This is a genomic window from Streptosporangium roseum DSM 43021 (assembly GCF_000024865.1).
Lineage (GTDB): Bacteria > Actinomycetota > Actinomycetes > Streptosporangiales > Streptosporangiaceae > Streptosporangium > Streptosporangium roseum.
In genome coordinates this window covers 8,115,647-8,138,289 of sequence record NC_013595.1, presented here as the reverse complement: position 1 = coordinate 8,138,289, position 22,643 = coordinate 8,115,647, and the positions used below count along the sequence as shown (strand labels likewise).

The window sequence follows — 22,643 nt, the reverse complement described above, 5'->3', positions numbered from 1 at the left end:
CGGCGGGTCCGGAACGGAGCCGGTGCGGGGTGAGGCGGGGCCGGCCGGGGCGGGTCAGCCGAGGACGAGGTCGCGGACCGTCTTCAGCGAGGCCTCGTCGCGGGGGCCCATGACCAGCAGACTGGTGACCGGGCTCTTGCGCCACAGTTCGAGGCGCTCGCGGATCCGCTCCACCGGGCCCACCAGGGAGATGCCGTCGGCCAGCTCGTCCGGGATCGCGTTGAAGGCCTCGTCCCTGCGCCCGGCCAGATAGAGTGCCTGGATCTCCTCGGCGGCCTCCGCGTAGCCCATCCTGCCGATGATGTCGGCGTGGAAGTTGCGGCTCTTGGCGCCCATGCCGCCGATGTAGAGGGTGAGCATCATCTTCACGCCGTCCAGTCCCGCCCGGACGTCGTCGGTGATCAGTGTCATGACCATGGCGGCGATGTCGAAGTCCGGCCCGGCCCCGGCCAGCGAGGGGCCGTACATCTGCTCGATCTTCTCCGGGAAGACGAACAGCGGCAGCCAGCCGTCGGCGATCTCTCCGGCGAGCGCCACGTTCCGGGGACCTTCGGCGCCCAGATAGAGCGGGATCTCCTCGCGCAGCGGGTGGGTGATCAGCTTCAGCGGCTTGCCGATGCCCGTCCCTCCCGGGTAAGGGAGCGGGTAGTGCTCGCCGTCGCTGGTCACCGGCTCCTCGCGGCGCCAGACCTTGCGCATGATCTCCACATACTCGCGGGTGCGGGCCAGCGGCTTGGGGAACGGCCTGCCGTACCAGCCCTCGACCACCTGCGGGCCGGAGGCGCCGATGCCCAGGAGCAGCCGTCCACCGGTCAGATGGTCCAGCGTCATCGCGGTCATCGCGGTCGCGGCCGGGGTCCTGGCCGAGATCTGTGCCACGGAGGTCCCCAGCTTGATGCGGGATGTCCGCGCGCCGTACCAGGCCAGAGGGGTGAAGGCGTCGCTACCGTAGGCCTCCGCGGTCCATACCGACCCGTAGCCGAGCCGTTCCGCGGTCTGGACGATCTCGGTGGCGTCGTCGGCGTTCCGCTGCCAGTAACCAAGATTCAGGCCAAGTTTCAGGTCGGTGCTCATGAAGGCCTCCAGCCGGATATGCGCACCGCAATTAGAACACGTTCTAGCTTGGCTGGTCGAGAGTAAGGTGTCGATATTCACCCTTCCGGGAAACGTGAATATGTGCTTGATGCTGTCCGCAAGGCCCTGTGCCTGATCTTGCTGTCCCTCCTCTGCGCCTCAGGAGTCACTCCCGTCGCGGCGCAGGCCGCCGGCCGGCCCAACATCGTCCTGATCCTCGTCGATGACCTGGACGATGGGGATCTACAGAAGTTTCCGAATATCTGGAATCAACTCGTCCGTGCCGGCACCAGTTTCGATCGGTTTTTCGTGACGAACTCCTGGTGTTGCCCGTCGCGTTCGTCGATCCTGCGTTCCCAATACGTCCACAGCCACGGCGTTCTGACTAATACGGCGCCTGAAGGCGGTTTCACGAAGTTCCATGATTCCGATTTGGAGCGTTCCACTCTCGGTACGTGGATGAAATCGGCCGGCTATCGCACCGGACTGATGGGCAAATACCTCAACCACTATCCCGGCGGCTCCGCCGAACCCACGTACGTGCCGCCGGGCTGGGACGAGTGGGACGTACCGGTACGCAAGCTCTACGAGGAGTACGGCTACACGCTCAACGAGAACGGCGTGCTGACGACCCGCGGCTCCGCGCCGGAGGACTACCTGACGGACGTGCTCAGCCAGAAGGCCGGGGCGTTCGTCTCCCAGAGCCCCGATCCGTTCTTCCTGTACCTCGCTCCGACGGCGCCGCACAACCCGGCCAACCACGCGCCCCGGTACGCCAACGCCTTCGCCGACGCCATCGCCCCCCGGACCCCGTCCTTCGACCAGGCGGACGTGAGCGCCGAGCCCCGCTGGCTGAGCTCGCGCCCCAGGTTCAGCGCCAGGACGATCGAGAAAATCGACGAGCGCTACCGTCGCAGGCTCCGGTCCATGCTCGGCGTGGACGACATGGTCGGCGCGCTGATCAAGACCCTGAGGGATACCGGCAAACTAGACGATACGTACATATTTTTCGCATCTGATAACGGGTTCCATCTGGGGCAGCACCGGCTCGCCCAGGGCAAGACGACCCCGTTCGACGAGTCGATCAAGGTGCCCCTGGTGGTCCGCGGCCCGGGTGTCCGGCCCGGCGGCGTCAACGGCGATATGTCGGCCAACGTGGACCTCGCGCCGACCTTCGCCGAGCTCGCCGGGGCGCAGCTCCCCGACTTCGCCGAGGGCCGGTCCCTGCTCCCGCTCCTGCGCGGCCAGACGCCCTCCCCGTGGCGGCAGAACGTCCTGCTCGAGTTCTACCGCCCGACCAGCGAGAAATCGGCCCGCCAGACCCCGGTCCCCGCCTACCAGGGCATGCGGACCGCCCAGAACACCTTCGTCCGCTACTCGACCGGCGAATACCAGCTCTACGATCTCGTCAGGGATCCGCACCAGCTCCACAACCTCGCCGCCAGGGTCGCGCCCGCCGTGATCGCCCAGTTCAACCAGCAACTCGACGCCCTGGCGGCCTGTTCCGGCGCCACCTGCCGTTCGGCCGACTCCGTCCGGCCGCCCCCGTTCGTGGGGCCGCCCTCACCCGTCGGCCCGACCTCGGTCCTCACTCCGAGCCTGGTCCTCACCCCGGCGTCGGTCATCGGCGCCCGGAGGCCCTGAGATGACCGAGGTCCGGAAGATGTCCGGGTAGGCGCGTCGCAGGTGCGTCTCCACAGCGGCCGTCGCCTCCGAGGGGTTCCCGGAGGCGATGGCCCGACGGATCAGGTGGTGGTCGGTCATGAGGCCGTCCGTGTCGCCGAGGCGTTCGACCGCCTCGATGGCGTAGCGGCGGACCGAGTCGCGCAGGGAGCGCATCATGGCGGCGATCAGGCGATTTCCCGAGGCCTCCGCGATGGCGACGTGGAAGGCGGTGTCGTGCTCGACGAAATCCTCGGCCGTGGCGGCCTGATCCATCCGCTCCAGCGCGTCGCTCAGGGCCGACAGGTCGCTCCCGTGGACGGCGGCGCGCGCGGCGGACCACTGCTCGATCATCAGCCGGGCGTCGATGACCTCTTCAAGGGACAGGCTCGCCAGCCCGAGGTGGAGCCGGAGCAGGTCGGTCAGCGCTCCGGCGGGCCGTGAGGTGAGTACGGCCCCCGCGTCAGGTCCCCGGCCGACCTGCGAGGACACCACTCCCAGTGTCTCCAGCACGCGCATCGCCTCACGCACCGACGACCGGCTGACCTGGAGCTGCTCGGCGAGCTGGCGCTCGCCCGGCAGGCGGTCGCCGACCGTGAGGCCGTCGCCCGCGATGCGCTCCTCGATCCGGGCGATCACATCCTCGAACGCCCGGGTGCGCCGGACGGGCTGCCATCCGCTCAAGGGCCCTCCTCTTGTGACTCGGTATGGTCAGACCATACTGTGGTCAGACCATAGAACGGAAGGAGTGCCGTGCGCGTCGCCCTGTTCATCACCTGTGTGAACGACACCTTGTTCCCCGGCACCGGGCAGGCGGTCGTGACGCTGCTGCGCCGCCTCGGATGTGACGTCGAGTTCCCCCAGGCGCAGACCTGCTGCGGTCAGATGCACGTCAACACCGGATACCCCGAGGAGGGGACGCGGCTGGCGCGGCATTTCGTGGACGTCTTCGCCGGATACGACGCGGTCGTCGCGCCGTCGGGGTCGTGCGCCGCGATGGTCCGCGAGCAGTACCCCCGGCTGGCCCGCGCCGCGACCGCCTCCCGCGCCGCGACGGCCTCCTTCGCCGGCGAGGTCGCCGAGATGGTGCCGAAGGTCCACGATCTCTCCGAGTTCCTGGTCGACGTCCTCGGCGTCACCGACGTCGGCGCCTACTTCCCGCACCGGGTGACCTACCACCCGACCTGCCACTCCCTGCGCGGACTCCACCTGGGCGACCGCCCCACCCGCCTGCTGGAGCAGGTCAGAGGGCTGGAGCTGGTCCCCCTGCCCGGAGCCGAGGAGTGCTGCGGCTTCGGCGGCACCTTCGCGGTGAAGAACCCGGCCATCTCCGCGGCCATGTGCGGCGACAAGGTGCGCAACGTCACGAGCACCGGCGCCGAGGTGCTCTGCGCCGCGGACAACTCCTGCCTGATGCACATCGGCGGCACTCTCGCCCGCCAGCGCGCCGGCGTCCGGATCATGCATCTCGCCGAGATCCTCGCCGCCACGGAGGCCACCCGATGACCGGCACCACGCGGCCGGCGGCCCTTCCCGGCGGCCGGGCGCCTCACATCCACGTGACACCGGCACTCGGGGGAGGGGCCACGCGATGAGCGGAGGCAACACGTTCCTCGGCATGCCCGCGTTCCCCCGGAACGCCGCGGCGGCCGTACAGGACTCGCAGCTCAGGTTCAACATGCGCAAGGCCACGCACACGATCCGCGGCAAGCGGGCCTCCGTGGTGGCCGAGCTGCCCGACTGGACGGAGCTCCGGACCGCGGGCAAGGAGATCAAGGACCACACCCTGCGCAACCTGGAGCGCTACCTGCTCCAGATGGAGGAGGCGGTCACGGCGGCCGGCGGTCACGTCCACTGGGCGGCCGACGCCGAGGAGGCCAACCGGATCGTCGCCGACCTCGTCAAGGCCACCGGCGAGACCAGCGTGGTCAAGGTCAAGTCGATGGCCACCCAGGAGATCGGCCTCAACGAGGCACTCCAGGCCGAGGGCATCACCGCCTACGAGACCGACCTGGCCGAGCTGATCGTGCAGCTCGGCGACGACTGGCCGTCGCACATCCTGGTCCCGGCGATCCACCGCAACCGCTCGGAGATCCGCGAGATCTTCCAGGACAAGATGGCCGACTGGGGCCGCGCGGCGCCCGAGGGGCTGACCGACGAGCCCCGCGCCCTCGCCGAGGCCGCCCGCCTCCACCTGCGGGAACGCTTCCTGTCCACCAAGGTCGCCGTCTCCGGGGCCAACTTCATGATCGCTGAGACCGGCACGCTGGTGGTGCTGGAGTCCGAGGGCAACGGCCGGATGTGCCTGACCCTGCCGGAGACGCTGATCAGCGTGGTCGGCATCGAGAAGCTGCTGCCGAGCTGGCGGGACCTGGAGGTCTTCCTACAGCTGCTGCCCAGGAGCTCCACCGGCGAGCGGATGAACCCTTACACCTCCACCTGGACCGGCGCGGTCGAGGGGCAGGAGTTCCACCTGGTCCTGCTCGACAACGGCCGCACCCAGGTCCTCGCCGACGAGGTCGGGCGCCAGGCGCTGCGCTGCATCCGCTGCTCGGCCTGCCTGAACGTCTGCCCGGTCTACGAGCGCGCGGGCGGTCACGCCTACGGTTCGGTCTATCCCGGCCCGATCGGCGCCATCCTCACCCCGCAGCTCCGCGGCATGGGATCCGCGCTGGACGCCTCCCTGCCCTACGCCTCCACGCTCTGCGGCGCCTGCTTCGAGGCCTGCCCGGTGGCGATCGACATCCCCGAGGTCCTGGTCCACCTGCGCGGCAAGGCCCGCCATCCTCGGACCGAACGGCTGGGCATGCGCGCCGCCGGATGGGTGTTCAACCGCCCGGCACGGCTGGCCCGTGCCCAGCGCCTCGGCGGACGGTTCCGCAGGTTCGTCCCCGAGCGCCTGCCCGGCCCGCTGTCCGCCTGGACCGACACCCGCGACATCCCCGACATCCCCGCCGAGTCCTTCCGTGACTGGTGGAACCGTACCGACGGAGGCGCCCGATGAGCGGCACGGCAGCCGGGCGAGACCCGCGTGACCCCCGGGCGGGCGTGCCCGCGGGCGGCAGGGAGCTGATCCTGTCGAGGATCCGCGCGGCCGTGGCCGGAGCACCGGACGTCGAGATCACCCGCGCCTACCGCACGTCGTCGGACCTGACCGGGGTGGTGGAGCTGTTCGCCGAGCGGGTGGCCGACTACCGGGCCGTCGTCCACGTGGTGGAGGCGGGGGAGGTGGCCGGGGCGATCGCGGCGGCGCTGGGACGCCGGGCGCCCGCCCGCGTGGTCGTTCCCGACGGGCTGCCGGAGGAGTGGGCGCAGGCCGTGCGATCGGCCGTCGCGGCGAGAGCCGTGGAGGCCGGGGACCCGGCGTCCGGTCCCGGAGCGGCCGCGGTCGTGCGGGACGAGCCCGCCCTGAGCGCGGTGGAGCCCGGTCCCGGAGCGGCCGCGGTCGTGCGGGACGAGCCCGCCCTGAGCGCGGTGGAGCCCGGTCCCGGAGCGGCCGCGATCGTGCGGGACGAGCCCGCCCTGAGCGCGGTGGAGCCCGGTCCCGGAGCGGCCGCGATCGTGCGGGACGAGCCCGCCCTGAGCGCGGTGGAGCCCGGTCCCGGAGCGGCCGCGATCGTGCGGGACGAGCCCGCCCTGAGCGCGGTGGAGCTGGACGCGGCCGACGCAGTGATCACGGGCTGCGCGCTGGGGATCGCCGAGACCGGCACCATCGTGCTGGACGCCGGACCCGGGCAGGGACGGCGGGCGCTGACCCTGGTGCCGGACTACCACCTGTGCCTGGTGCGGGCCGATCAGATCGTCGCGGGCGTGCCCGAGGCCGTCGGAAGGCTTGACCCGGCACGGCCCCTGACCTGGATCAGCGGCCCCTCGGCGACCAGCGACATCGAGCTGAACCGGGTCGAAGGCGTTCACGGCCCCCGCACGCTGGAGGTCGTGATCGCCCGCTGACCCCCGGCTCCGCCCGCCCGCCCGTCCCTCCCGGACGGGCGGACGGGTGGAACCGGGCTTGCGGAGGTGTGCCCCTCTGGGGTGAGCTGTGAAGCACCCATTCCCGGGGTAGGGAGAGCGCGTGACCGTGCTAGCGCCTGATCTGTCCGTCACGACCGAACGGCTCACGCTCCGCCCCTTCGCCCCGGCCGACGCCGGCCGGATCCGCGCGGTGGTCGAGGCGCGGCACGCCTTCCTCCCGCCGGGCGCGCCCGGCCATCCGTCCGGGATCTCGCAGTGGCTCGCCCACGGCGTGCACGAGCTGCACCGCTCCGGCCAGGGCGTCCACCTGGCGATGGACGCCGACGGGCTGGTGGTGGGCGCGATCAGCCTGTTCAAGACGCTGTGGGGCGCCGGGACCGCCGAGGTCGGGTACGGCGTCCACCCGATGCACCGGGGACGCGGCTACGCTCCCGAAGCCGTGCGCGGACTGGTCCGCCGGCTGTTCGAGACCACGGCGCTCCGCCGGATCGAGCTCCGCGCCAATCTCGACAACACCGCCTCCCTCCGGGTGGCGGAGAAGGCCGGGTTCGTCCGGGAGGGCGTGCTGCGCGCCGCGGAGCTGGAGGACGACGGCCCGCACGACGTCGTGGTGTTCGGCCTGCTCAGAACCGACCTGTCCTGACCCTCACGGGCATCACGGCGAGTACGGCATCGGCGTGCGCGACGGCAGGACCTGTCCCGGCCCGCGTAGGCGTCCTGTCGATATGTCATGACCTGTTCCCTGGCGTCCCGGTCAAGAGCGGGAGTGGTGGAAGCGACGGGTCATGCCGCCCCGCGCTTCCGTACCCGCTCCCGTGTGCTCCGGCTCACTTTGCTGATCCGTTACCTGTCCATGTCGCGGCGTTATCGGATATCCTCGCGATTCGCTGTTGCGTATCCCCAGGTCAAGGTCATTGGAGTCCTGTTTCTATGAAGCCGCCGCTGCTGCTCATCGGGCAGGGCTCACACGATGACAATGGATCTGCTGAATTCGGCAGGTTCGTCCACCGGCTCCGCTGCCGCCTGGACCAGACGGCCGCGGCCGTGTCCGGCGGATACATCTCCAAGGCGACCCCGCGCCTCAGCGACTCGATCGCCTCGCTGGTCGCCCACGGGCACCACCGCATGGTGGCGCTCCCGCTGAGCCTCACCGGGGACACGCGGATCGGCGTCGACATCCCCGCGGCGATGGCCCGCGAGCAGGAGCGGCATCCCATGCTCACCTGTGACTACGGCCGCCCCCTGGGTTCCGACCCCCGCGTCCTGGCGCTGCTCGCCGAGCGCCTGGCCGACGCCGCGGCCGAGGTCGCCAGCCTCCGCCTGGTCCCCGCCGCCGCCGGGCCGTTCGACGACGAGCCCGAGCGCATCGAGATCGGCGAGACCGCCGTGGTCCTGGTCGGCGACGGATCCACCAGCCCCGCCTCCAACGCCGACGTGCACCGGGTCTCCCGCCTGTTCTGGGAGACCCACGCCCACGAGTACATGACCGTGGAGACCGCCTTCGTCTCCCTCACCCCGCCCGGCGTCCCCGGCGGCATCGAGCGCTGCCGCCGCCTCGGCGCCAAGCGTGTGATCGTCGTGCCCTACCTGCTGTTCGCCGGCGGTGTGCTGGACCGCGTCTGGGCCCAGGCCATGGCCTACGCCGCGGGCCACCCGGATCTCGACGTCCGCTGCGCCGACGTCATCGGCGACTGCGAGGGCCTGGCCGACGTGGTCATCGAACGCTACGAAGAGGCGCTCAGCGGCATCGCCTGGTGACCTTCCCAGGAGACCCCGTTTCCGGGGGACACTAGGCGGTATGACCATCCTTGAGCAGACCGTCGCCGCGATCCGGCCCGCCGACCCGGCGGCCCTCGCCGCGGCGCGGGCCCACCAGGACAGCCTGACCAAGCCCCGGGGCGCTCTGGGCGTGCTGGAGGAGGTGGCCGTACGGCTTGCGGGAGCCGCGGCCGTCAGCCCACCGCCGCTCCCGGCCCCGGCGGCTCTGGCGATCTTCGCGGCCGACCACGGCGTCCACGCCCAGGGCGTGACCCCGTGGCCGCAGGAGGTCACCGTGCAGATGGTCGGCAACTTCCTCGCGGGCGGCGCGGTCGCCAACGCCTTCGCGGCCCAGGTCGGCGCCTCGGTGACCGTCGTGGACGTCGGCGTGGCCGCCGACCTGCCCCCCGCGCCGGGCCTGACCCTCAGCAAAGTCGCGTACGGCACGGCCGACCTGTCCATCGGGCCGGCGATGACCGCCGAACAGGTGGCCGCGGCGCTGGAGGCCGGGATCGCGGTGGCCCGCGAGCTGGTGGATCAGGGCGCCCGCTGCCTGGTCACCGGGGACATGGGTATCGCCAACACCACCGCCTCCGCCGCCCTGATCTGCGCGTTCACCGGCAAGGATGCGGCCGCTGTCACCGGCAGGGGCACCGGCGTCGACGACGAGACCCTGGCCCGCAAGGTCGAGGTGGTCCGGCAGGCCCTGCGGGTCAACGGCCTGCCGGGCGGGCGGGAGGGCGCGTCGGCGGCCGGTCCGGCCGGCGGGCGGGAAGGCGCGGACGGCCTGCCGGAGGGCGTGGCGGGCGGCCGCGCGGTGCCGGCGCTGGAGGTCCTGGCGGCGGTCGGCGGGCTGGAGCACGCGGCGATCGCCGGATTCATCCTGGGCGGGGCGGCTCTCAGGGTGCCGGTCATCCTGGACGGCGTCATCGCGGGATCGGCCGCGCTGGCGGCGGCCGCGCTGGCCCCCGCCGTGGTGGACCACTGCGTGGCCGGACACCGTTCGGCCGAGCCCGGTCACGCTGCCGCGCTCGACCACCTCGGGCTGCGTCCCCTGGTCGAGCTGGAACTCCGGCTCGGGGAGGGCACCGGCGGCCTGCTCGCCCACCCGCTCGTCTGCGCGGCTGTCAGGGTGATGCACGAGGTGGCGACCTTCGATTCCGCCGGAGTCACCGACAAGGAGGCCTGACCTGCGAAAGGCTCGGGCCTCGCTGCCGAATCGTGGTCAGTGCCTTCTTTACCCTGTTAACAAGGGGGCAGCAAACGGCGGCCCATTAGCCGGTAGGTTTACCTCTTAACACGCCATGCTTCACATTCATCGCGAACGGGAGATCTGTCACCATGTCGCCCTACCTGCTCGGTCTGCGTCTTTCCGGGCGGCGGGTGCTCGTCGTGGGCGGAGGGCGCGTCGCCCAGCGGCGGGTCCCGGCGCTGCTTGACGCCGGTGCCCTGGTCACCATCGTCTCGACGAGTGTCACGCATGCCCTCGACGATCTCATCGCGACCGGCCGCGTGATCTGGGAGGCCAGGCCGTACCAGGTCGGTGACGTGGACGGGGCCTGGCTGGTCCAGGCCTGCACCGACGACCGCGCGGTCAACACCGCGGTGGCGGCCGAGGCCGAGGCCAAACGGATCTGGTGCGTGCGCGCGGACGACAAGGACGCCTCGGCGGCCTGGACCCCCGCCAGCGGGCAGGTGGACGAGATCAGCGTGGCGGTCACCGCCGGTGGCGACCCCCGTCGGGCGGCCGGGATCAGGGACGCCGTCGTTGGAGCGCTCCGCGACGGCACGGTCGACGCCCGGCGCAACCGCACCAAGCCGGTCGGCGTCGCCCTGGTCGGCGGCGGTCCCGGCGATCCCGGCCTGATCACCGTCCGCGGGCGGCAGCTGCTCGCCCAGGCCGACGTGGTCATCGCCGACCGCCTCGCCCCGCAGGCCCTGCTCGACGAGCTCTCCCCGGACGTCGAGCTGATCGACGCCGCGAAGATCCCCTACGGCCGCTACATGGCCCAGGAGAAGATCAACGAGCTGCTGATCGAGCACGCGAAGCAGGGCAAGTTCGTGGTCCGGCTCAAGGGGGGCGACCCGTTCGTCTTCGGCCGGGGCGGCGAGGAGATGCTCGCCTGCGCCCGCGAGGGCATCCCGGTCATCGTCGTCCCCGGGATCACCAGCCCGGTCGCGGTGCCCGCCGCGGCCAACGTGCCGGTGACACACCGCGGCGTGAGCCAGGAGTTCCACGTGATCTCCGTGCACGTCCCGCCCGGTGACGCCCGGTCAACCGTCGACTGGCCGAATCTGGCGAGATCCGGCGGAACCCTGGTGCTCATGATGGCCGTCGAACGGATCGGAACGATTGCCGAAACCCTCATCCACGACGGACGTTCGCCAGAAACTCCCGTAATGGTGGTACAGGACGGTACTCTTCCCACCCAACGCGCTCTTTACGCCACGCTCTCCACCGTGGCGGAGCGCGTGACCGCGGCTGGGATTCGGCCACCTGCGATCGTGATCGTCGGCGATGTCGTGAAGGTCGGCCAGGAGGTCGAGATGGTTCGAGCGGAGCGGGTACCGTGAAATCGGCTGCCAACAAGCCCACTCATCCGAGCGAGCGCGGTCACGGCCTCGCCGGCACCCCCCAGGAGTCGCCCGACGGCACCTCGCCGGACGACGCCGAGTCCCTCGGCGAACAGACGGTCACCTTCAGCGCCATCCGCCCCGACGATGACGCGATGTCCATCCGCGCCTCCCGTCCACCGGCCGCCGGCGAGGAGAGGGCCGCCACCGCCCCGGGCCCGGACGACCCCCTCGCCGCGTTCCGTGCCGCTGCGGCCGCCGCCGAGGCCACCATCGCGTCGCTGACCGGTGGGGCGCCCGCTGGCTCCCGGGCCGGTGGCGCGCCTGTTCCGTCTCCGGGGGGTGAGAGCGCCGCTCCTCGGACCGGTGACGTCCCCGCCTCCGGTGCGGCCGGTCCTTCTCGTGACGTTCCCCTTCCCGGTCCGGCCGTGGGTGGTGCCGGTCCTCACGGGGCGGAGGGGGTGGCCGCTCCGGCGCAGGAGGACGCCTTCGCCGCGTTCCGTGCCGCTGCGGCCGCCGCCGAGGCCACCATCGCGTCGCTGACCGGTGGGGCGCCCGCTGGCTCCCGGGCCGGTGGCGCGCCTGTTCCGTCTCCGGGGGGTGAGGCCGCCGCTCCTCGGACCGGTGACGTGTCCCCGGGGCGTGGTGTGACCGGTCCTCCGGTGGGCGACGGCGCGTTCCCTCCTCGGGGGCGGGGTGAGGTCCCTTCGCCGGGGCGTGGTGCGGCCGGTCCTTCCCGTGACGTTCCCGCCTCCGGTCCTTCTCGTGACGTTCCCGCCTCCGGTCCTTCCCGTGACGTTCCCGTTCCCGGTCCGGCCGTGGGTGGTGCCGGTCCTCACGGGGCGGAGGGGGTGGCCGCTCCGGCACAGGAGGACGCCTTCGCCGCGTTCCGTGCCGCTGCGGCCGCCGCCGAGGCCACCATCGCGTCGCTGACCGGTGGGGCGCCCGCTCCGCGCGCGGAGCGGGACACCACGGACTCCCGTGAGGTGGACGCGGCAGACTCTCCTCCGGCCGGCGGCCCGGCAGCCTTCCAGACGGCCGGGCCGCCGGCCGCCTCCCAGACGGCCGGAGGGTCCGGCGCCCTGTCTCCGGCCGGAGGGTCCGGCGCCCCGTCTCCGGCCGGCGTCTTCGCTGATTTCCACGCGGGCGCCGAGGTCCCCCGTCTCCGGCAGGACGGCGACGGACCGGCGTCCGCCGCCACGGACGCCGCAAGCTTCTCCCGCCAGTCTCCAGCCGCAAGCTCCGCCGGCCCGTCTCCGGACGATGCCCCCATCGCCCCCCGTGACGTCCCCGCCACCTCCCGTGACGTCCCCGCTGCTCACGTGGGAGACGGGGACGACCGCCCCGTGGCAGGGTTCCCCGAAGCCGAAGCCGAAGCCGAAGCCGAAGCCGAAGCCGAAGCCGAAGCAGGCTCGGGTGCGGCACCGGACGATGCCGTCGGCGACCTCGTCGACTCTGTCGACCCCGCCGGCTCCGTCGCGTCCGCCGGTTCTGTCGAGTCCGCCGGCAACGACGAGGATGACGTTCACACGGCCGAGGAGACGCAGGGCGACCGGGTGCGGGAGGTGGCGCTGCCGGACGCCGTCTCCGAGGCCCTGACCAACGCGCTCACCATCCTCCGCCGCAGCGTCACCGATCTCAGCTTCGGCCTGGACCTGCCCGGCGCCGAGGAGGCCAGGCGGACCCAGAGCGAGATCCTGGCCCAGCTCGACGACTACGTGATCCCGCGGGTCCACATGAGCACCGCGCCGGCGCTCGTCGTGGTCGCGGGCTCCACCGGCGCGGGCAAGTCCACGCTCCTCAACACTCTGGCCAACGCCAAGGTCAGCGCCACCGGCGTGCGCCGCCCCACCACCGGCACGCCTGTCCTCGCCTGTCACCCCGACGACCACGAGTGGTTCGCCGAGGGCGGCCTGCTCGGCAGCCTGCGGCGGCAGGAGACACCCGATCCCAAGGCGGCCCCGGGCAGTCTCGTGCTCGTCTCCACCGAACGCCTCCCGCCGGGCGTGGCCCTGCTCGACACCCCCGACATCGACTCGGTCGTCGAGGAGCACCACGAGATCGCCCACCGGATGCTCGACACGGCCGACCTGTGGATCTTCGTCACCACCGCCGCCCGCTACGCGGACGCCCCCGCCTGGCGGCTGCTCCGGCTGGCCAAGGAGCGCGGGGCCCGGCTGGCCATCGTGCTCTCCCGGGTGCCGCCGAAGTCCCGGGAGGTGGTCACCAAGCACTTCTTCAGGATGCTCACCGAGTACGGCCTCGGCGAGGTCGACCGCTTCGTCATCAACGAGAGCAAGGTCACCGACGGCATGCTCCCCGACCACGAGGTCACCGAGCTCCGGCTCTGGCTGACCGAGCTGTCGGTCGACGACCAGCGCCGGGCGCAGGCCGTACAGGCGACCCTGTCCGGAGTGCTGGACAGCTTCCGTACCCGCATCCCGGCCCTGGCCAGGCAGCTGGAGACCCAGGTGGTCTTCAGGAGCGACCTCCGTGGCGACGTGGACGCCGCCTACGCGGGCGCGATGGCCGAGATCGAGGAGGCGACCAGGAACGGCTCGCTGTTACGCGGCGAGATGCTCGCCCGGTGGCAGGACTTCGCCGGTTCCGGCGACCTGATGAGGACCCTGCACCTGCGCAAGCCGGGCCGGTTCGCGGGGAAGGCGAGCCATCAGGCCCCCGAGCGGCTCAGCGCGCTGAAATCCGCGCTCCGGGCCGGGGTGGAGTCCGTCATCATCTCCGCGGCGCAGCGGGCGGCAGAGGAGGCCGTCTCGCGCTGGCTGCACCGTCCCGGTGCCGGCGAGACCCTGGCCGCCACCCCAGGTCTCGGCCACGCCTCCGACGAGCTCCTGCGCAGGACCGGCCGGACCGTCGCCGCCTGGCAGGAGCACATCATCGAGCTGATCCGCACCGAGGGCGTGACCAAGCGGGCGGTCGCCAGGCTGGTCTCCTTCGACGTCGAGTCCCTGTCGCTGATCTTCGCGGTCGGACTGCTCGGCGACGGCTCCGCCGAGGCCGAGAGCGCCTTCACCGGGGCGCTGCCGCAACGGCTGGTGCACGCACTCCTCGGCGCGGAGTCGCTGCGCAACATCGGCGCCAAGGCCCGCAGCGATCTGCGTGCCCGGATCGGCATGCTGTTCGACGATGAGATGTCCCGCTACGTCCAGGCTCTCGACGGTGCGGGAATCCCCGACGAATCCGCCGCCACCCGTCTCCACCAGGCGACGTACAACCTTGAGGTCGCCCGATGAGGAACCGGCCAGGAGCGGTGAGCGGTCGACGGCGGGGAGCGGATCCGACGTGGTGAGCGGAGCGGATCGTGAGGGACGAGTGGTCCGCGAAGCGAACGAGGAGTGGTGAGCGGTCGATGGCGGGGAGCGGACCCGACGTGGTGAGCGGAGTGTTTCCCGAGCGTGCCTCCGGCACGATGGCCCGCGAGGGACGAGCGGTCCACGCAGCGAACGAGGAACGGTAAGCGAGCATGACCACTGTTGGCACCACCCAGACGCGCCAGGGGCTCGGCAGCAGGCTCGCCGCGCTGGCCCGGATCGTGGAACTGGGGCCGGGCAGAGTCGACCCCAAGCTCCTGACCGAGTCGGGGCAGCTGCTGATGCGGGCCGGTGACAGGCTCAAGCTCTCCTCCGACCACACCGTGGTTGCGCTCGCCGGGGGCACCGGAAGCGGCAAGTCCACCCTGTTCAACTCGGTCTCCGGACTCGAACTGTCGCCGACCGGGGTCCGCCGCCCGACCACAGCGCGCACCCACGCCTGCGTCTGGGGTCTGGACGGCGCGGGCCCGCTGCTCGACTGGCTGCAGATCCAGTGGCGGCACCGCTTCGCCAGGGCGAGTGCCCTGGACAAGGGCGAGAGCCGGCTTCACGGGCTCATCCTGCTCGACCTGCCCGACCACGACTCCATCCGGGCGCTCACCGACACCGAGGCCGACCGGCTGATCCAGATCGCCGACCTCGTCGTGTGGGTGCTCGACCCGCAGAAGTACGCCGACGCCTCCACGCACCGCCGCTACGTGACCGAGCTGGCCGGGCACGACGCGGTGACGATCTTCGTGCTCAACCAGGTCGACCGGCTGGACCCGGAGGAGCTCGCCGAGTGCGTCGCGGACCTGGAGGACCTGCTCCGCCGCGAGGGCGTCGAGAACCCCGTGATCGTCACCACCTCCGCGATCAGCGGCAAGGGGGTGGACGGTCTCAGAGCGGTCCTCGCCGAGACCGTGGTCAGGCGCAGGGCGGCGATCCAGCGTCTGGAGGCCGACCTCGACCGGCTGACGCTCCGCCTGGCGAAGATCATGCCCGCGGACGGGATCCCGGCCGCCTCCGCCGCCATCGACGACGCCCGCCGGATCGGCCTGACCGACGCGCTCTGCGACGCGGTCGGCGTGCCCGCGGTCGGTGAGGCGATGGAGAACGTGTACGGCGTGCGGTCCATGGAGTGGGTCGGCTGGCCGTACACCCGATGGGCCGCCAAGCTCCGGCCCGACCCGCTGAACAGCCTGCGCCTGGGCGACCTCAGGGACGAGATCCGAGGTCTCAGCGGAGGCTCGGTCAGCGCGCAGCCGGCCGAGGTGGACAACGCGGTGCAGGCCCTCGCCGACGGGTTGACCTCCGGCATGCACGAGGCCTGGCGCAACGGGATCAGGGACGCCGCACGCTCCCGCTCGGCCCAGCTGCCCCAGGTGCTATCCGAGGAGCTGTCGGAGGTCGCGCCGCGCCTGGACCGGGTTCCCGGCTGGTGGCGGCTGCTTCTCCTCTGGCAGTATCTGCTGGTCCTGCTGTTCGTGGCGGGGCTCGCCTGGTTCGGTACGGCTCTCGCCTACGGGGTGTTCGGCGCCGGGGAGCTGCCGGCGGGCCTGGCGGTGTTCGGCGAGGCGGCCTCGCTGCCGTGGGTCGGGCTGATGACGCTCTCGGTGCTGGGGCTCGGCCTGCTCACCGCCGTGGCCAGCCGTAACTTCGTCGCGCTCGGTGCGGGCAGTGAGCGCGACCGGCTCGAACGGGAGATGCGCCGCAGGGTCGGCGGGGTGGCCGGGAGCATGGTGATCGAGCCGGTGGAGCGCGAACTGGCCAGATACAACGAGTTCTACTCCGCCATGCGGAGCGTGCAGGGCTGAGCCCGCGCCGTCCACAGCCGTTCATCGCGCGCATGCGGTAATCCACAGAGCGCGATTCGGCGGCCCGTGCCACAGGTGGCACGGGCCATCGTGTCTTCCACGCCACGGGCAGTCCGCCCGCTCTCAAGGGAGACATGATGAACGACATCTACATCACGCTGACCGGCAACGTCGCGGCCCCACCGCGCCAGCACACCTTCCCCGACGGCTCGCGGGTCACCTCGCTCAAGGTCGCCTCGACGAGCCGTTACTTCGACCGGGAGAACCAGCAGTGGTGCAACGGCGAGACGACCTACTTCGGCGTGCGCTGTTTCCGCGGGCTCGCCGACAACGTCGCCCAGTCGGTCCGGACGGGCCAGCCGATCGTCGTCCAGGGGCGCCTGCGGATCCGCGAGTTCACCCATGAGGGCCAGCGTCGCTTCATGCCCGAGGTGGAGGCCAATTCGCTCGGGCACGACCTGCGCTGGGGACTGGGAAGCTTCAGCAAGCCGCAGCGGGGAGGGGCGGCCCCCTCGCTGGGGCGCGAGGAGCGGACCGAGCTCGACCGGGAGACCCACGACTGGGCCATGGGCGACGCCGCCCCCGCCGCGGCGGGGGCCGCCGGCGGCGGCCTGAGCCTGGTGAGGACCGGGGTGGGAGATGAGGAGACGGCCGGGGCGGAGAGCGCCCCGGCATGGGAGGGCACCTCCGATGGAGGAGCGAACACGGAAGATCACGGCGTGTCCGAAGGAGAGACGGGGGCGGATCAGGAGAAGATGATCGGCAGAGAGACGGACATGACTGACGGGGAGTCCACGGACGAGACGCCATGGCCTGCGGAAGCGCGCCTGGCGGCCTGAGACAGGCCGCCGACGGCAGGAGCCGCCGGCGACGAGGGCCGTTGACGGCAGGGGCCGCCAACGGAGGACCGTTGACGGCGAGGGGCGCCGAGCGGCGGCAGGCTGTGTGTCTCCGATGGGGAGCGATCCGGAGAGGACCGAGAAGACGGATCCGAAAGAGGACCGAGGGGAAGAGGAGGGGGCATCGGCCGAGCGCGGTCGGTGCCCCGCCAGAGGAGGCGGTCGCGCCGAGAAAACGGCCGATGGTCTTGCCCGTGTCAGATGCCCGAAGCACCTGTTAGGTCCAGGTCACGCCCCGCAGCATGGCTACTCCTTTCCCACACGGTCCGCTCGCGGAGTGAGCGATTCCCAGATGTGGATCACCTGATGGGAGACCCACTCTGCCAAAGGTAGCGGTTACTGTCGCGCAGCGCACACTCCGCAACTATCGTGTTACACATCGTTAGTCGGAGAAGGGGGCGACATGGCGGCACCCATTCACACCTCGGTCAAACCGCGCGGCGGCGTGGCGGCCATGGCCAACCGGTGGCCCCTGCTCGGGCAACGTCGTGCGCTGGTCGTCTACCTTTGCGGGATCGTGGCGCTGGATCTGGCCGCGATCGGCTTTTTCGCCGTATCCAGTGATCTCCGCTGGTCTGACCTGCTCACCTTCGCCGCGTTGATGGCATGCGGCGCGGTCTGCATCGAGGCGACGCGCAGGCTCGGCATGCCCGCCGGTGTCTCCCGTGACCTGCTCTCCGCCTGGTGGCTGCCCGCCGCGCTGCTCCTGCCCCCCGTCTACGCGCTTCTCGCCCCCATTCCGCTCCAGATCCTCCTGCAGAAAAGGGTGCGCGAGACCGTCGTCTACCGGAGGGTCTTCAGCTCGGCCGCGATCGGCCTGGCCGGATGCGCGGCCTCGGTGCTGTTCCACACCGTCGTCGGAGACCTGAGCGCCCTGACCGCGGGTGCCGGCAGGCCGATCCTCGTCGCCGTGGGCTGTGCCGTCCTGTTCACCGTGGTCAACACCGCGCTGATCGCCGTCGCCGCGCACACCGCCGCACCCGACAGCCGCTGGAGGGAGGTGCTGTGGAACCGGGAGAGCCTGCTGCTCGACGTGGTCGAGCTCTGCCTCGGCGTCCTCGTCGCCATCACCTGCGGGCTGAACCTGGCGCTGCTGGTGCTGGCCCTGCCGCCGGTGGTCCTGCTCCAGCGCAGCCTGCTCCACGCCCAGCTCCAGGCGGCGGCCCGCACCGACCCCAAGACCGGCCTGCTCAACGCCGCGGCCTGGCAGCGCGAGGCGGACACCGAGATCGTCAGGGCGCGCCGCACCGGTGAGACGCTTGCCCTGCTGATCGTCGACATCGACCATTTCAAGCGGGTCAACGACACCTACGGCCACCTGATCGGCGACCAGGTCCTGGTCGGGGTGGCCGCCACCATCCGCAGTCAGCTCCGTGACTACGACGTGGTGGGCAGGTTCGGCGGTGAGGAGTTCGTCGTCCTGCTGCCCCGGGCCGACGTGACCGAGGCCCGCAGGGTCGCCGAGCGGCTGCGCTCCCGCATCGGGCGGATGGCGGTCCCGGCGGACGACAACATGATCACCGTGACCATCTCGGTGGGTGTCGCGGTCATGAGCATGCACGGCGACGACCTCATCGAGCTGCTCGCCGCTGCGGACCTGGCCCTTTACCGTGCCAAGGAGCTCGGCCGCGACCGGATCTGCCTGCCCGCCACCGTGGTGCCGCCCGCCCGCAGGCCCGGTTCCGAGGCCGCCCCTAGCTAAGCCTGACAGGCCCTAAGCTAGAAGGCATGCCGGAGTACATCTACACACTGCAGCGCGTGCGCAAGGCGCACGGCGACAAGGTCGTCCTCGACGACGTGACGCTGTCGTTCCTGCCAGGCGCGAAGATCGGCGTCCTGGGTCCCAACGGCACCGGAAAGTCGACGCTGCTGAAGATGATGGCGGGTCTGGAGCAGCCGTCCAACGGCGACGCCCGGCTCATGCCCGGCTTCACCGTCGGCATGCTTCAGCAGGAGCCTCCCCTCAACGAATCCAAGACCGTGCTCGGCAACGTCGAAGAGGGCGTCGCCGAGACCAAGGCCATGCTCGATCGCTTCAATGAGATCGCCGAGCTGATGGCAACCGACTACAGCGACGACCTGCTGAACGAGATGGGCAAGCTGCAGGACGCGCTGGACCACCGTAACGGCTGGGATCTCGACAGCCAGCTGGAGCAGGCGATGGACGCCCTCCGCTGCCCGCCGCCGGACGCGGACGTCACCCAGCTCTCCGGTGGAGAGCGGCGCCGGGTCGCGCTCTGCAAGCTGCTGCTGGAGCAGCCCGACCTCCTGCTGCTCGACGAGCCCACCAACCACCTGGACGCCGAGAGTGTCCAGTGGCTGGAGTCCCACCTGGAGAAGTATCCCGGTACCGTCCTGGCCGTCACCCACGACCGTTACTTCCTGGACAACGTGGCCGGCTGGATCCTGGAGCTCGACCGCGGCCGTTGCCACGCCTACGAGGGCAACTACTCCACCTACCTGGAGGCCAAGGCGGCACGGCTCAAGCTCGAGGGCCAGAAGGACGCCAAGCGCAAGAAGCGCCTGGAGGAGGAGTTGGAGTGGGTCCGCTCCAACGCCCGCGCCCGCCAGACCAAGAGCCGGGCACGTCTCCAGCGCTACGAAGAGATGGCCGCCGAGGCCGACAAGCACCGCAAGCTCGACTTCGAGGAGATCCAGATCCCGCCGGGCCCGCGACTGGGCACCACGGTCATCCGGGCGGAGAAGCTCACCAAGGGCTTCGAGGACCGCGTCCTCATGGACAGCCTCTCCTTCGACCTGCCGCGTAACGGCATCGTCGGCATCATCGGCCCGAACGGTGTCGGCAAGACGACGCTGTTCCGGATGATCACCGGCAGCGAGACGCCGGACGACGGCGAGATCGTGGTCGGCGACACCGTCAAGATCTCCTACGCCGACCAGAGCCGTGGCGGCATCGACCCGACCAAGAACGTCTGGGAGGTCGTCTCCGACGGGCTCGACTACATCAAGGTCGGCCAGGTCGAGGTGCCCTCCCGCGCCTACATCGCGGCGTTCGGGTTCAAGGGCCCGGACCAGCAGAAGAAGTCGGGCATCCTGTCCGGCGGCGAGCGCAACCGGCTCAACCTGGCGCTGACCCTCAAGCAGGGCGGCAACGTGCTGCTGCTCGACGAGCCCACCAACGACCTCGACACCGAGACGCTCTCCAGCCTGGAGAACGCGCTGCTGGAATTCCCGGGCTGCGCGGTCATCACCTCGCACGACCGGTGGTTCCTCGACCGCATCGCCACCCACATCCTCGCGTGGGAGGAAGGCTCGAACTGGTTCTGGTTCGAGGGCAACTTCGCCGACTACGAGAAGAACAAGATCGAGCGCCTGGGTGCCGACGCGGCCCGTCCGCACCGGGTCACCTACCGCAAGCTCACCCGCGACTGACGCGGGCCGTCAGCGGTCTCCGGCGCCCCGCCGTACGGTGGGGCGCCGGAGGCTCGCAGCAGAGGGTGACCGACGACGTGAGCCGTACCCACCGGCATGTGTTCCCCCGGGCCGTCAGGTTCGCCGACATCGACTCGCTGGGCCATGTCAACAATGTCCGGTTCTTCGACTACCTCGAAGACGCGCGCCTGGAGATGTTCCACATCGACCTCCACCGGGAGGGCGGGACGCCCTTCCGGGGTCTCGTCGTCGCCCGGCACGAGATCGACTACAGACGTCCTCTCACCTTCCGCGCCGACCCGGTCCGGGTGGAGTCGTGGGTGACGGAGATCCGTCCGGTGCGCTTCACTCTCGACTACGAGATCCGCGACGGCGAGGAGGTCTTCGTACGGGCCCGCTCGGTGATGGTCGCCTACGACGTGGAGCGGGCCGGCCCCCGGCGGTTGAACCCGTACGAACTCAGCTACCTGCGCAGGTTCACCGCCGAGTAGCGGCCGTCGGCGGTTCTTCGCAGGCCGGCGCCCCTTCCCGCGTGCCGGCGCGACGACATGCGCGCCGCCCACCGGCCCGCCCCTGCCGGGCGGTCGTGTCCGTGGGCGGCGGCTCGCCGTACGTCCGCGGGGTGGCGCCCCTACGGGGTGTGAAGCCAGGCGGCGGTGTCCGGGGGGAGGAGATAGCCGTCCACGGGTGCGCTGCCGATCAGGACCCGCTCGTGCGGCGGGAGCTGCACCGAGCCGGAGCCGCAGTTGATGACGCAGGTCAGCGAGCCACGGCTGAAGAAGAGCGCCCCCTCGGGAGAGTCCAGCCAGGTGATCTCGTCGGTGAGCGAGCCGCGCAGCTCGCGGCGGGCGCGTAGGGCCTCCTGGTAGAAGCTCAGGGTCGAGCCCGGGTCGCTCGCCTGGTGTTCGGCGGTCAGCGCGGCCCACTCGACCGGCTGGGGCAGCCAGGGACGGGCGCCGTCGGGCGAGAAGCCGTACGGCTCGGCGACGCCGGACCACGGGATGGGCACCCGGCAGCCGTCACGGCCGGGCAGCTTCCCCTGGGAGCGGGCGAAGATGGGGTCCTGCCGCGAACCCGGGGGAAGGTCCGTCACCTCGGGGAGACCGAGCTCCTCCCCCTGGTACAGGTATGCCGACCCCGGCAGGGCGAGCATGGCCAGCAGAGCCGCCCGCGCGCGGGCGAGGCCCGTGGTGGAGTTGGTCAGGCCCCCGCCGTACCGGGTGACGTGGCGGACCACGTCGTGGTTGGAGAGCACCCAGGTGGGGGCGGTCACGGCGGCCAGGGTGTCATCGATGATCTTCCGGAACGCCGCCGCCGCCCAGGGCGCCTCCAGCCAGGCGAAGTTGAAGCTCTGGTGCAGCTCGTCGGGGCGGACGTAGAGGGCGAGATCCTCGGCGGAGTCGGTCCACACCTCGCCGATGGCCATCCGCTCGCCCGGGTAGGAGTCGAGCACCTTGCGCCATTCGCGGTAGACCTCGTGCACCTCGGGCCGCCCCCAGATCGGCGACTCGGCCTTGAAGGCCTGGTCCTCCGGAGGGGTGTCGGGCAGGCCCTCGGCCTTGTAGAGGCCCATCGCCACGTCGATCCTGAACCCGTCCACCCCCCGGTCCAGCCAGAATCTCAGCACGTCGAGGAACTCCGACCGCACCTCGGGATTGCGCCAGTTGAAGTCGGGCTGTTCGGAGGCGAACAGGTGCAGGTACCACTGCCCGTCGGGCGTCCTGGACCAGGCCGGGCCGCTGAAGGTGGACTGCCAGTTGTTGGGCGGCAGTTCCCCGCCGTCGCGGAAGAGGTAGCGGTCGCGCCCCTCACCTCGCAGTGCCGTCTTGAACCACTCGTGCTCGGAGGAGCTGTGGTTGGGCACGATGTCCACGATCACCCGCAGCCCGTGGCCATGGGCGTCGGCGACGAGCGCGTCGAAGTCGGTCAAGGTGCCGAACAGCGGGTCGACGTCGCGGTAGTCGGCCACGTCGTAGCCGCCGTCGGCCATGGGGGAGCGGTAGAAAGGGGTCAGCCAGATCGCGTCCACGCCCAGCTCGGCGAGGTAGGGCAGACGCTGCCGGATGCCGGCAAGGTCGCCGACGCCGTCTCCTGAGGCGTCGGCGAAGCTGCGAACATAGATCTCGTAGACGACGGCATCACGCCACCAGGGGGTTTCCATGTGCATGGATTGCCCCCGCCCGGCG

17 protein-coding genes are annotated in these 22,643 nt (G+C 71.2%); 14 read left to right on the top strand and 3 right to left on the bottom strand.

Annotated elements, in window-relative coordinates:
* Positions 1-54: 54 nt before the first annotated feature.
* Positions 55-1,074 carry an LLM class F420-dependent oxidoreductase gene (locus tag SROS_RS35570; RefSeq protein WP_012893789.1) on the bottom strand — a complete coding sequence of 340 codons (1,020 nt, stop codon included), beginning with the start codon at positions 1,072-1,074 and terminating at the stop codon, positions 55-57.
* A gap of 102 nt (positions 1,075-1,176) precedes the next feature.
* On the opposite strand from SROS_RS35570, the gene SROS_RS35565 reads away from it, so the two are divergent.
* Positions 1,177-2,718 (top strand): sulfatase family protein, encoded by a 1,542-nt coding sequence (locus tag SROS_RS35565; protein WP_012893788.1) that lies wholly within the window; start codon positions 1,177-1,179, stop codon positions 2,716-2,718.
* Here SROS_RS35565 and SROS_RS35560 read toward each other — a convergent pair.
* Positions 2,638-3,420 (bottom strand): FadR/GntR family transcriptional regulator, encoded by a 783-nt coding sequence (locus tag SROS_RS35560; protein WP_012893787.1) that lies wholly within the window; start codon positions 3,418-3,420, stop codon positions 2,638-2,640. The genes SROS_RS35565 and SROS_RS35560 overlap by 81 nt on opposite strands.
* 69 nt (positions 3,421-3,489) lie before the next feature.
* On the opposite strand from SROS_RS35560, the gene SROS_RS35555 reads away from it, so the two are divergent.
* The 13 genes from SROS_RS35555 to SROS_RS35490 all read left to right on the top strand — a co-directional run bounded on the left by SROS_RS35555 (position 3,490) and on the right by SROS_RS35490 (position 20,948).
* Positions 3,490-4,242 (top strand): (Fe-S)-binding protein, encoded by a 753-nt coding sequence (locus SROS_RS35555; protein ID WP_012893786.1) that lies wholly within the window; start codon positions 3,490-3,492, stop codon positions 4,240-4,242.
* Between the two features lie 85 nt (positions 4,243-4,327).
* The gene (locus SROS_RS35550) at positions 4,328-5,740 is read left to right on the top strand and encodes a lactate utilization protein B (RefSeq protein ID WP_012893785.1); all 1,413 of its coding nucleotides are present in this window, start codon (positions 4,328-4,330) and stop codon (positions 5,738-5,740) included.
* A 272-nt stretch (positions 5,741-6,012) separates the two neighbouring features.
* The gene (locus SROS_RS54615) at positions 6,013-6,687 is read left to right on the top strand and encodes a LutC/YkgG family protein (RefSeq protein WP_425358640.1); all 675 of its coding nucleotides are present in this window, start codon (positions 6,013-6,015) and stop codon (positions 6,685-6,687) included.
* A 121-nt stretch (positions 6,688-6,808) separates the two neighbouring features.
* Positions 6,809-7,351 (top strand): GNAT family N-acetyltransferase, encoded by a 543-nt coding sequence (locus tag SROS_RS35540; RefSeq protein ID WP_012893783.1) that lies wholly within the window; start codon positions 6,809-6,811, stop codon positions 7,349-7,351.
* 287 nt (positions 7,352-7,638) lie between these two features.
* Positions 7,639-8,466: a sirohydrochlorin chelatase gene (locus SROS_RS35535; protein WP_012893782.1), complete on the top strand. Its 828-nt coding sequence runs from the start codon at positions 7,639-7,641 to the stop codon at positions 8,464-8,466.
* Between the two features lie 40 nt (positions 8,467-8,506).
* Positions 8,507-9,655 carry a nicotinate-nucleotide--dimethylbenzimidazole phosphoribosyltransferase gene (locus SROS_RS35530; RefSeq protein ID WP_012893781.1) on the top strand — a complete coding sequence of 383 codons (1,149 nt, stop codon included), beginning with the start codon at positions 8,507-8,509 and terminating at the stop codon, positions 9,653-9,655.
* 152 nt (positions 9,656-9,807) lie between these two features.
* Complete coding sequence (cobA, locus tag SROS_RS35525; protein WP_012893780.1) at positions 9,808-11,040, top strand: uroporphyrinogen-III C-methyltransferase; 1,233 nt, start codon at positions 9,808-9,810, stop codon at positions 11,038-11,040.
* An 851-nt stretch (positions 11,041-11,891) separates the two neighbouring features.
* The gene (locus tag SROS_RS35515) at positions 11,892-14,291 is read left to right on the top strand and encodes a GTPase (protein WP_245564394.1); all 2,400 of its coding nucleotides are present in this window, start codon (positions 11,892-11,894) and stop codon (positions 14,289-14,291) included.
* A 230-nt stretch (positions 14,292-14,521) separates the two neighbouring features.
* Positions 14,522-16,165 (top strand): GTP-binding protein, encoded by a 1,644-nt coding sequence (locus tag SROS_RS35510; RefSeq protein ID WP_012893777.1) that lies wholly within the window; start codon positions 14,522-14,524, stop codon positions 16,163-16,165.
* 134 nt (positions 16,166-16,299) lie between these two features.
* The gene (locus tag SROS_RS46430; RefSeq protein ID WP_081453294.1) at positions 16,300-17,004 is read left to right on the top strand and encodes a single-stranded DNA-binding protein; all 705 of its coding nucleotides are present in this window, start codon (positions 16,300-16,302) and stop codon (positions 17,002-17,004) included.
* A 463-nt stretch (positions 17,005-17,467) separates the two neighbouring features.
* The gene (locus SROS_RS35500; RefSeq protein ID WP_012893775.1) at positions 17,468-18,766 is read left to right on the top strand and encodes a GGDEF domain-containing protein; all 1,299 of its coding nucleotides are present in this window, start codon (positions 17,468-17,470) and stop codon (positions 18,764-18,766) included.
* Positions 18,767-18,792: 26 nt separating this feature from the next.
* A complete protein-coding gene (gene ettA, locus SROS_RS35495) occupies positions 18,793-20,457 on the top strand; it encodes an energy-dependent translational throttle protein EttA (protein WP_012893774.1) in 1,665 nt (554 codons plus the stop codon).
* Between the two features lie 65 nt (positions 20,458-20,522).
* Positions 20,523-20,948: an acyl-CoA thioesterase gene (locus tag SROS_RS35490; protein ID WP_245564392.1), complete on the top strand. Its 426-nt coding sequence runs from the start codon at positions 20,523-20,525 to the stop codon at positions 20,946-20,948.
* Positions 20,949-21,088: 140 nt separating this feature from the next.
* Here SROS_RS35490 and SROS_RS35485 read toward each other — a convergent pair whose 3' ends face one another.
* Positions 21,089-22,624 (bottom strand): glycoside hydrolase family 13 protein, encoded by a 1,536-nt coding sequence (locus SROS_RS35485; protein WP_012893772.1) that lies wholly within the window; start codon positions 22,622-22,624, stop codon positions 21,089-21,091.
* Positions 22,625-22,643 lie beyond the last annotated feature (19 nt).